The sequence below is a fragment of the Campylobacter concisus genome (genome assembly GCF_902460625.1).
Lineage (GTDB): Bacteria > Campylobacterota > Campylobacteria > Campylobacterales > Campylobacteraceae > Campylobacter_A > Campylobacter_A concisus_AD.
The window spans coordinates 1-11,164 of record NZ_CABPUT010000004.1; the positions used below are offsets into that span (position 1 = coordinate 1).

At 34.1% G+C, this 11,164-nt stretch carries 9 protein-coding genes; all 9 read left to right on the forward strand.

From position 1 onward, the window contains the following. Positions 1-941 (forward strand): ATP-binding protein (locus tag F3G69_RS03190; protein ID WP_149714390.1); only part of this gene is annotated, 941 nt, incomplete at its 5' end. 940 nt (positions 942-1,881) lie between these two features. Then, the gene (locus F3G69_RS03195) at positions 1,882-3,321 is read left to right on the forward strand and encodes a DUF5677 domain-containing protein (RefSeq protein WP_149714391.1); all 1,440 of its coding nucleotides are present in this window, start codon (positions 1,882-1,884) and stop codon (positions 3,319-3,321) included. A gap of 51 nt (positions 3,322-3,372) precedes the next feature. Further along, positions 3,373-4,428 carry a hypothetical protein gene (locus F3G69_RS03200; RefSeq protein ID WP_149714392.1) on the forward strand — a complete coding sequence of 352 codons (1,056 nt, stop codon included), beginning with the start codon at positions 3,373-3,375 and terminating at the stop codon, positions 4,426-4,428. A 655-nt stretch (positions 4,429-5,083) separates the two neighbouring features. Then, positions 5,084-5,728: a cupin domain-containing protein gene (locus F3G69_RS03205; RefSeq protein ID WP_149714393.1), complete on the forward strand. Its 645-nt coding sequence runs from the start codon at positions 5,084-5,086 to the stop codon at positions 5,726-5,728. Positions 5,729-5,841: 113 nt separating this feature from the next. Beyond that, complete coding sequence (locus F3G69_RS03210; RefSeq protein WP_149714394.1) at positions 5,842-7,002, forward strand: multidrug effflux MFS transporter; 1,161 nt, start codon at positions 5,842-5,844, stop codon at positions 7,000-7,002. Beyond that, positions 6,995-7,633, forward strand: coding sequence for a uroporphyrinogen-III synthase (locus tag F3G69_RS03215; protein ID WP_149714395.1), 639 nt, complete (start codon positions 6,995-6,997; stop codon positions 7,631-7,633). The genes F3G69_RS03210 and F3G69_RS03215 overlap by 8 nt, the downstream gene beginning before the upstream one ends. 233 nt (positions 7,634-7,866) lie before the next feature. Continuing rightward, the gene (gene purD, locus F3G69_RS03220; protein WP_149714396.1) at positions 7,867-9,111 is read left to right on the forward strand and encodes a phosphoribosylamine--glycine ligase; all 1,245 of its coding nucleotides are present in this window, start codon (positions 7,867-7,869) and stop codon (positions 9,109-9,111) included. Next, complete coding sequence (locus tag F3G69_RS03225) at positions 9,108-9,557, forward strand: RDD family protein (protein ID WP_149714397.1); 450 nt, start codon at positions 9,108-9,110, stop codon at positions 9,555-9,557. Before purD ends, F3G69_RS03225 begins: the two co-directional genes overlap by 4 nt. Beyond that, positions 9,550-11,164, forward strand: a 1,615-nt coding sequence (locus F3G69_RS03230) for an LPS-assembly protein LptD (protein WP_223155867.1), incomplete at its 3' end; no start/stop codon positions are given. The genes F3G69_RS03225 and F3G69_RS03230, both read left to right, overlap by 8 nt.

The window sequence follows — 11,164 nt, forward strand, 5'->3', positions numbered from 1 at the left end:
ATTTACCAGTATATTCACTTTTTCAATCAGATCGAAAAAATAGTGACTCAGATAATGAAATACAGGATCCATTAAAAGAAGCAGTAAAACAAATTATTAGTGAAGAAAGTTTACAAAATAGTCTTGCTGAAATAGCAGAAGTAGTTAGAAAAAAAATAGAAGAAGTATCTAATAGAACCTTGGAAAAAATAAGAGAAATGGATTCGGAAATTGCAAATACTTTAAATCCGGTTATTCCTGCAGCAAAGAATCTAAAGTGGCAAGATGTTTTCAAAAATGTTTCAATATCTGGAGATGAGAATATTCCTATAAATAAAAGAGGAAGTGGAGTAAGACGTTTGATATTGTTGAACTTTTTTAGAGCAGAGGCTGAAAGAAGAGCAGAGAATAGCGAAAATGCAAATATTATATATGCAATAGAGGAGCCAGAAACCTCTCAATATACAAATAATCAGTATAAGTTAATTGATTCTTTGAAAAAATTAGCGAAATTGCCAAAAACTCAGATATTGTTAACGACACATAGTCCTAATATTGTAAAAAGACTGGATTTTTCAAATTTAAGATTGCTTAAAGATGGAGAACAAAAAAAAGAAGTCCAAAATGTTGCTCCTGGACAATTACATTATCCATCGCTAAACGAAGTAAATTACATGGCTTTTGGAGAGATAACAGAAGAGTATCACAATGAATTATATGGATTTATTGAGTTGCAGGGTTGGCTTAACAACTATAAATCTGGTAAACAGGAGATTGATTATAAAAAGTTGAAAAAAGATGGGTCGATAGCTACCCAAAAACTGACTTTAACAGAATATATAAGGCATCAAATACATCATCCAGAAAATGAAAATAACAGAAGATTTAATCTTTCAGAGTTAAAGTATTCGATAGAAATGATGAGAAACTTTATTTCAACTAATGATAAAAGAGTTGAATAGCTTTTCACCAGAATATAACGTATTTGTTTTTTAATCTGTTTCATACTTGCAATATGTTTGCAAAAAATCAGATAAACAGAAATAAACTAGATAATAAGGCTAAATCCAATGACAAAAACATTGATTTTATGTCATTTATACAAAACGATATTAATGGACATATCGAGTTGGAGTAATAGAAGCAAATATGCTTGGATAGAAACTCTTAAAAAATAATTTAGTGAAGAGACTATTAATTTTTAAAACCGTTGGCTTTATGGCATCATTAGAGATTTTTAGGTATTTGTATAATTTAGATAAAGAGTTGGAAGTTGGAATGACAAGAATCGGCTGTTGATAATAACATGAATGACGAGGGCTTGTATATAGATGAAGATCTAATTAGGAAGTATAAAGACAAATACATGGAACTGATGGAAAGATTAGATTTTAACTCAATAGACATTGGTACGATATCTTCGAGTAGATCTGGTTCAAAAAATATTCGAGACTCTAGTATAAACAAAATAAAACATGGAATATGACAGACTCGAAGCATTTTCCCTAAAAAACACATATAAAAATGCGAAGTTATGGGACAGGGGTAAACAAAAACTTTATGAATACTTATTTTGCAAAAGGCAGTAGGTCTTATATGAAGAGTCGGAGTGAGTGATAGTAATATTTTGCACAAGCACATTAGTGTTATTTATACAGAATGATAAACTTGGATAAGAGTATCTTTTATGAGAAAGACAAAGGTCATTTAATGAAAGGATGTGCTTTTGTAGATAAAGTTTTCCTATTGTATTATTCAATAAATAAATATATCAATAGAATTTATTAGAAATGCATGATGTCTGAACTTGCACAGATAATTAAAATAGAAGATAAGGTTTTCTTTAATGTTTGAAGAAGAGAAATAGATATATTTATTATTATATTGAGAGGAGTCATTTTGATGGATAGAATCGAACTATCAAAACATATAAAAAAAGGTGATACACTATATACTCCTTATACCGATCCAGAAGGGCTTGGATCTGCGTTAAGTTTATCGAGCTGGTCTCAGAATTGGCTTCCAGAATTTTTATGGATTGGGCTAATTATTCATAAATACGGGAGAAAAAGAGGCTTAGAGAGAGTTTATCATATTATTGATGAATTAAACTCATGGTCGATATGTGTTCCTCAGTTTTCGAAAATACTTGACTTAGAGCGAGAAAAAAGGGAGCGTTTTTGGTCTATCGTCTTAAAATATGTGGATCGTGATGTATTGGCTTCATTTACAATTGTTGTGACACCAGATATAGATGATGTCTTTTATAATTTCTTTTTTGATTATTCGATAAATATTGATGAGAGCATTTCTGAACTTTTTACAATAATTAAAGAATGTAGTAAATTTCATGATGAGCTTACAACAGATATATGTTTCGCCTTGGATTGGTTCTATGTAAAGAGTGGGAGATTACATATTTCAAGTGAATTAGACCTATTGCCACAGGCGTTGACTGCTTACTACAAATATGATCATTCTGATGAGATAATGAGGAAGTATAGACCTTTAATAAGGTCAACATTTCAAGGATTATGTAGTATTGATAGTAGTAAAGAATTTTCAAAACTGATATGGGGAAGATTGGGAGAAATATCTGAATGTAATCCATTAATAATACCGTGGGACGGAAGTGAAAAAATGAAATTCTTTGATAAGATAACAAAAGTTATTGATTATATTGCTGCGACTAATGATGACAAAAAGATGGATGAAAAGTATGCGGTTATAATGGGGCTTACTTGCTATATTTATAAAATTTATAGAGAAATATCAGAAAAAAAGCTTGAGAACAACATAAGCGGAAGGATACTTTTTAGAACTATGGTGGAAAGTTATATAAATTTGAAATATATTATGTTGCAAGAAAAAGAAATTCCTGATGTGTATAATAGGTTTAAGGCTTATGGACTTGGGAAGTACAAGCTTGTTATGGCCAAGATGAGGGAAGGAAAATATTCTGTTTCTGATGATGCGCAGTTTCATCAAAGAATCATGGAACTTCTTGTTAATGAGGATATGGACGAAGCATTTGTTAATGCCAGTTTTGGATATTTTGACAAAACTCAGATAAACAAAAAATTCGCTTTGTGTGATGAACAAATGTTGTATGAAATTTACTACGAATATGGAACAAATTTCACTCACGGTTTTTGGGGAGCAATAAGAGAAACTTCAATGCTTATATGTGACAATCCAGCCCATAATTACCATACTGTTCCTGATTATTATGCCGAACAGAAATTAAAAAGCGTACAAGATGATTGTGGTATGATTATGAGGAGATTATTTGAACTTATTTCAGGGTATATTGAACTTCCGGATTTTTATTATGTTGAGTAAGTTCAGGAGAGAGAAATTAGGTTGATCGAAATAAAACCCTTAAAGAGAATAATGAAGGAATATCTTTCTGTTCTTGAAAAATATGAAGACAAAATAGATTGTTTTGAAAAAGAAGATATTAAGAGACTGATAGGAGAATTTCGCTTATTTTGGTATCGTCAGCAACGTTATATACGCTATTTTCTTTCAAATATTGATAAAGAGGATAATGTAACATATTTATCGGGGGCTGTAAGATTGGATATAAAAAATTCTGGTCACAAAGAGTATATTATTGTAAAAGGATGTAAGTTAGTAAATGATCCATTAATGAAGATGACGTCTTTTTATCATGGAACAGATGGTGAAATAAATTTTGAAACAGTAAATAGATATTTAAAGGATTGTTTTTCTGATATGCTTGTGCTTTTACGTGAGTATTCTGAAGACTTTTTTGTAATTCCATTAGAAACAATAACTACTACAGATAACGACGAATATCATAAGGTACTTGTCAATGCTGCGGAACAAATGTTATTGTCATTTTTTTCTAAGCGGTATTGTTCTATTGAGGAAATGAAGAATGATAATTCTTCATACAAGGAGTTAGATGACCATTTATACAGCTGGATAAAAGAACGATTGGTTTTTGATTCCATTGAAGATAGTAAATTGTCAATAGAAGAAAAATGTAAAAAAGCTCTTAATACTCAAAAAAAGTATATTCCGCTCATGGAATCGATGAGTGAATCTGCTCTATTTTTTATCTTGGTAATTCAGCATTGCATGGGAGCGATAGCAACATTTAATTGTATGCAGAACTTAAGAATTATGCCCTATATTAGGGATGATATTGCTTTTCAATATTTTGATTTACTCTTTCGTTCAAGTGGTGTAAACGATAAATTTGATATATTTGATTATATGCAAGTATTTATACCTTATATATTGCAAAGGACATTTGATTTCTCTGAATGGGGTTATGGGGAAGTAAAGCGAAAAATGGGTGAAGGTGTTCTTATTGATTATATTCTTGAGAGCATAGTAATCGAAGAAGATGGTTATCCAAGAATTTCTGATATAGTTGACAAAGCAAAAGATTATATAGAAAAACTGGAAATGAATTAATTGCAAAATGAATAGAGAAACTGAATTTTTAAATTCAGTTCTTCGTGAACTGACAAGTCTGTGTCGTTATGACTGCAGGCAACAGCTATCGAGAAGCAGGCAACAGGTTATTGGAAGTACGAACAATGAGGATAAGAGTGCCTTTCATGGATACATGACGAAGCTACATAAAATTAAAGGTTTTTTACAAAAATAAAGAATTGAGTGCTAACTTATTTAGAATTTCACCGACAGAATGAAAGCTAAGAAAAGACAAGGAATAAGGGAAGGAGACAACAAAATTTCACTATTTAGTAGCAAAAGAATTTAGAAGTGTTATCGAAAAATAGTTGGTGCTATGTCGGAAAATTTGCTTGTTACTGTAGTATTACTCTTGATACTGATATGATACTAAATAATTCAAAAACTACGAAGAACAGGTATAAAAACAACAAAAAATAGAAACTAAAAAGATACCGTTATAGAATCAAAGAAACAAATATGATATGGTAATTATTGGGTGGGAATAGGCGCCAAATCCCTTTATGGAATTTTCTGTAAAGGGAACTTCTCCATATGCATTAGTTTTAATTAGGATATATTTTCTCTTTTTATTAACATTGGTCAATGAAATTTAGCTCTTAACCTTTTATAATTTTGTAAAAAAAGGTATAAAATGAGTCAAATTTATAATTTAGACAAAGATACAAAAATAGTTGGAAAAAGCGTCGTTAGTAAAAGGCTCTTTCAAAACAAAAATGCAAGCGTCGATATATACGCATTTGACGAGGGTGAGGAGCTAGACCACGAGATGCTTTTTATAGATAGCCTTGCCTGGGTGATAGACGGCGAAGCGCAGCTAGAGTATGGTAAAAAGCAGATGAAGCTTGGGCGTGACGGAGCCTGCCTTATAGAGGCAAAAACCTGGCGAAAACTCAAATTTACAAAGAAAACAAAATATTTATTAATAGATTTTAAGGAGAATGTTATGATAGATCATTTAGACAAAGCGAGTGTTTTTAGCCTCGCAGATGCTGTTGGCTACGAGAGCGGCAAGATAGTTAGCAAGACACTTGTTAAAAACGATAACGGCTCGATGTCACTGCTTAGTTTTGACACAGACCAAGAGCTCTCAACTCACGCAGCTCCAGGCGATGCACTACTTATCGCACTTGATGGCGAGATGAAGCTAACTATTGGCGATGAGCATTTTGATATCAAAAAAGGCGATACCATCGTGCTTCCAGGTAAAATACCACACGGATTAAAGATAAAAGATAAATTTAAAATGCTCTTAATCGTCACTAAAGACAAAATGTAATACCAAGCCCTATTTTTAGGGCTTTTATATTTTATAAATCACGTTAAAATTACCCTTAATAACCCAAAAAGCAAAGTCATAATATAATCTCTTTTAAAATTTAAAGAAAAACTATGAAAAAAGAAAATTCCAAACTATTTTTGTTGCTATTTTTAGGTGCTCTCTCCGCCTTTGGGCCATTTGTTACAGACCTTTATTTGCCAGCACTTCCGGCTATTACTGAGTGGTTTAAAACAAGCGTCACAGCTACACAATTAACGATCACGACATCGATGGCAGGCTTAGCCATAGGTCAGCTCATAGTTGGCCCAATAAGTGATAAATTTGGCCGAAAACTGCCACTTACCATTTCGCTCATCGTCTATACGATAAGCACTATTTTTATATTTTTCTCGCAAAATATCCAGTTTTTTATCTTTATGCGCATCATCCAAGGACTAGCAAGTGCCGGCAGTTTGGTTATTTCAAGGGCTATTGTTAGTGATCTTTATAAGGGTCACGAGATGACTAAATTTTTTAGCCTTATGATGGTCGTAAATGGTCTTGCTCCGATACTATCGCCAATAGGCGGTAGTTTGCTGCTTAAATTTACCGACTGGCGCGGCATCTTTATGGCGCTAACCATCATTGGTATCTTACTTTTTATTGCAAATTTTTATTTCAAAGAGAGCTTAAGTCAGTCAAATCGCTTAAAAATGCCTTTGCTAGTGACTTATAGTGTTTTTGGCAAAATTTTAAGAAAGAAAAAATTTATGCTTTTTGTAAGCATTCAGACATTTGCGATGGGTGCGATGTTTGCTTATATAGCGTCATCTTCGTTTATTTTTCAAGAATTTTATTCTCTAAGCCCAGTAAGTTATAGCTTTTGCTTTGCTTCAAATGGTTTGGGGCTTATTATAGGAGCAAGGCTTGCTAGTCTTTTAAATGAGAGAAAAGCACTCAAAACTGGGCTTTTTGGCACCTTGTTTGCTAGCATTCTTATTGCTTTCATGCTTTGTTTCAAATTTGAAGTGATCGGCGTCATCATCGCATTTTTCTTATTACTTCTTTTTACAGGATTTGTCTTGCCAACTGCTTCATCGCTAGCTATGAATGAAGGCAGAGAATACGCAGGCTCAGCCTCAGCGATACTTGGATTTTGCCCATTTTTCTTAGGCGGCGTAGTCTCTCCGCTAGTTGGGCTTGGCGATATATTTTATTCGACTTCTATTGTTATTTTAGCTTGCACATTACTTGCTTTGATGTCTTTTTTAAGGTTAAAAAGAGTTGCGTAAAATTTATCTTATTTCAAACACAAAAACTGCTGATGAGAGCGTTGTAAATTTAAGCGTTAGTAAGATCGAGTTTTTAAAATTTGAACTAAATTTAAGTGACTATGACGTACTGGTAGCCACTTCTAAAAATGCTTTTAATGCATTAAAATTTAATGGCATTTCGCCTATAAATTTGCCAGTCTTTGCCATTGCAAATAGTTGTGCGTCGGCCGCAAGAGAGTTTGGATTTAGCGAAATTTATACCGGAAAGAATGCTCACGGAGATGACTTCGCAAGAGAAATTTTGCCACTTTTAAAAGGTAAAAAGGTTATTTATCTAAAAGGTAAAGATAGTGCTTCAAATTTCTTAGAAATTTTACAAAAGGGTGGCGTAAATATAAAGGCGATCGTTGCCTATGAAAATATTTTAAATCCTTGCAAAATAGAGCTAAAACCACCAAAAAATAGCATTTTGATCTTCGCATCTCCGATAAATGTGAGAAATTTTCTTACTAATTTTGGCTGGAATGAGAGCTATCAAGCAATAAGCATTGGAAAGGTCACTGCAAAAGAACTAAAATTTACCGAGCCAATAGTGAGCCAAAGTCAAGATATAAACGCCTGTATCGCGCTTGCCAAAACATTACTTTAAGCAAAGAATTTATATAATTTTATTGCCTGAGTGAAGCGAGTCAGCATTTTACGGGGTCCAACACTTTTTTGTTAGCGAAAAGGTATGGGTGCCTTGTGATGTGGCTTCGTTTGAGTCTGAAAAGGCGAGAAGTTGCAACCGTTTGGTATCCATCTATTTGCAAGATTGGCTTTGTTTATGGGCCACTCTTCTATGCGACGCCCACTCGGGTTTTTTAAATTTACGGAGATGAAATGAATATTCTCATAATAGGAAGTGGCGGCCGCGAATACGCCATTGCTCTAAAACTAAAAAACGAAAAAAATATAAATTTATACTTTGCGCCAGGAAATGGTGCGACCTCACGCCTTGGTGAGAATTTAAACATAAAAGACTTTTATGAACTTGCAAATTTTGCTAAAAAAAATAGTATCGAGCTAACTATCGTAGGACCTGAAGCGCCGCTTAGTGAAGGCGTAGTGGATATCTTTAAAAAAGAGTGCTTGCTCATCTTTGGACCAAGCAAAGCAGCTGCTAGACTCGAAGCTAGCAAGGCCTACATGAAGGACTTTTTGGCTAGAAATAACATAAAAACCGCAAGATATTTAAACACAGATGATAAAGAAAAAGCATTTAAATTTATTGATACCCTAAGCGCGCCGATGGTCGTAAAGGCCGATGGCCTTTGCGCTGGCAAGGGCGTTATAATCGCAAATTCTAAAGAGGAGGCCAAAGAGGCAGTTAGTGACATGCTAAGCGGAGCTAGCTTTGGCGAGGCTGGTAAATTTGTGGTGGTTGAAGAGTTTTTAGACGGCTTTGAGCTTAGCTTTTTTGCCATTTGTGATGGCGAAAATTTCGTAAGCTTACCAGTGGCACAAGATCACAAACGCCTGCTTGATAACGACGAGGGTCCAAATACTGGTGGTATGGGTGCTTATGCTCCAAGTCCGCTTGCCTCAAAAGAGCTGATAAAAAGGGTCGAAGAAGAGGTTGTAAAGCCAACTCTAAAAGGGATGAAAAACGAGGGCAGTCCATTTTGTGGAGTGCTTTTTGTAGGGCTAATGATCGTGAAAAATGAGCCTTATGTGCTTGAGTTTAACGTGAGATTTGGCGATCCTGAGTGCGAGGTCTTGATGCCATTAATTGACGGAAATCTAAGTGAAATTTTACTAAATGCTGCAAAGGGCGAGCTAAAGCCTATTAGCTTAAAAGATGAATTTGCAGTTGGCGTCGTAATGGCTAGTAAGGACTATCCGTATAAAAGCAGTCCAAAAGCTAAAATTTCAGTTTTAAATGATGTAAAAGATGCTCACATCGCTTATGCTGGTGTTAGTGAGCAAGATGGAGAAATTTATGCAGATGGTGGCAGAGTATTAGTCTGCGTGGCTACTGCGAAGAGTATAAAAGAGGCACGTGATAGAGCTTATGAGCTTTGCGAAAATGTAAAATTTGACGGAGCACATTATAGAAAAGATATTGCCTGGCAGGCATTAAAATGAGTATACAGATAGTTGAAAAACTTGAAAAAGAAGAAATTTCTCTAGCGCCATTTTCAAAAAGAGTGCTAGCCTACTCAATTGATGAATGTATTGTTTCTTTTTTGTTTTTGATCATTTACTGGGATGCCTTTTTGTCGGTTATGAGCTATGATGAAGCCAGAAATTTGACCTTAAATTTCTTTTGGCAAATAGTCGCACTAAAGATTATTTATCATACATTTTTTGTTTGGTATTATGGCGCGAGTCTTGGACAAATGCTAACAAAGACGATGTGCATTAATGTAGAAATTTTAGATAGACCAAATTTTATTTCAAGCTTGGTAAGAGCGATTTTTAGGTTAGTTAGTGAAGCTTGTTTTTATCTTGGTTTTGCATGGGCATTTGCAAATCCAGCTAGGCAGACTTGGCAAGACAAAATAGCAAAAACAGTGGTGATAAATGCGTAAAATTTTATTTTTAGTTCCGGTATGTATTTTAAATCTAAGTGCAGCTGTGCAAGATGTGCAGCTTTTGGCTGATGATGTAAGGCAAGATAAAGGCATCGTCACGGCCAATAAAAATGTTGTTGTATATTCACAAGATTACCTTGTGACAGCTGATTGTGCTGTGTATGATCAAAATAATTCGGTTATAGAGCTCTTTGGAAATGTCAATATGATGAAGGGCAAGAGCGAAGTCTCTCGCTCAAACTATGCAAAGTTAAATTTAAAAAATAATGACACTGCTTTTGAATCGCTTTTTATGATGAATAAAGACATGGAAGTGTGGATGAGAAGCGATGAGAGCAGCTCTGACAGTGAGTACTATAGAGTAAAAAAAGCGATGGTTTCAAGCTGTAATGTCCAAGATCCTGACTGGAGTATCACCTCAAGCTCAGCTATGCTAAATAAACAAAGCAAATTTTTACATCTTTTTAACCCAGTCTTTCGTATAGCTAATGTGCCAGTTTTTTATTTGCCATATTTTGGTTTTTCAACAGATACCACAAGAAGAACAGGTCTTTTGCCGCCTGAGCTTGGATACGGAAAATCTGAAGGTTTTTATTACAAACAGCCGATTTATTTTGCACCTTATAATGAGTGGGACTTCGAGCTTGATCCGCAGATAAGAACAAACAGAGGTGCTGGAATTTATGGTGCGTTTAGATTTACTGAGTCGCCTGATTCAAGGGGCGAAATCAGCTTTGGCTCATTTACTGATAAAAACAGCTACCAAGCCAAGCAAAAAGGAGAGACTTCAAATAAGGCCGAACTAAAAAATAAAACACATAAAGGCATTGGACTAAAATACGAAAGAGATAAGCTTATAAGATACCTTAGTGAAGCAGATTTGCAAGAGGGAATTTGGATAGATGCAACAAAGCTAAATGATATAGATTATTTAAATTTAAAAGGCAGGGATGATGATTATGATTCGCTTGTAACTTCTAAATTTAACTACTTCATTGCAAATGACGATCATTATTTTGGTGCTTATGCAAAATACTACATAGACACTGAAAAAATTGGCTCAAAAAATGAGAACAAAGACACTCTTCAAGAGCTTCCATCGCTTCAGTATCATAAATTTACAGATGATATTGTCTTGCCAAATATCTTATATTCACTTGATCTTCAGTCACATAGATATGATAGAAAGATAGGCGTTAGAGCGACTCAGTATGAATTTACGCTTCCAGCTTCAGTGCATGTACCGCTACTTGACGATAGCTTAACGTTTTCATTTTACGAGTATCTATACGCATCAAGAATAAATTACGAGAATAAGATAAATTCATTTGATGATAAAAGAGAAGATAAGCATACAAATTTTGTAAATAATTACCACAAATTTGCCCTTCACACTGACCTTGCAAAAGCGTATGAAAGCTTTTATCATACTCTAAATTTTGGGGCCGAATACCTACTGCCAGGCTATAGAAAAGGAAATTTAGATGATGAGTTTATCTATGATAAAAATCTAAATGAGTATGAAAATTTCTTGACTCAAGAGCAGAGTAAGGAAGAAATTTCTGGTTATCTGACTCAGTATTTCTTTAACTCTAATGGTAGAA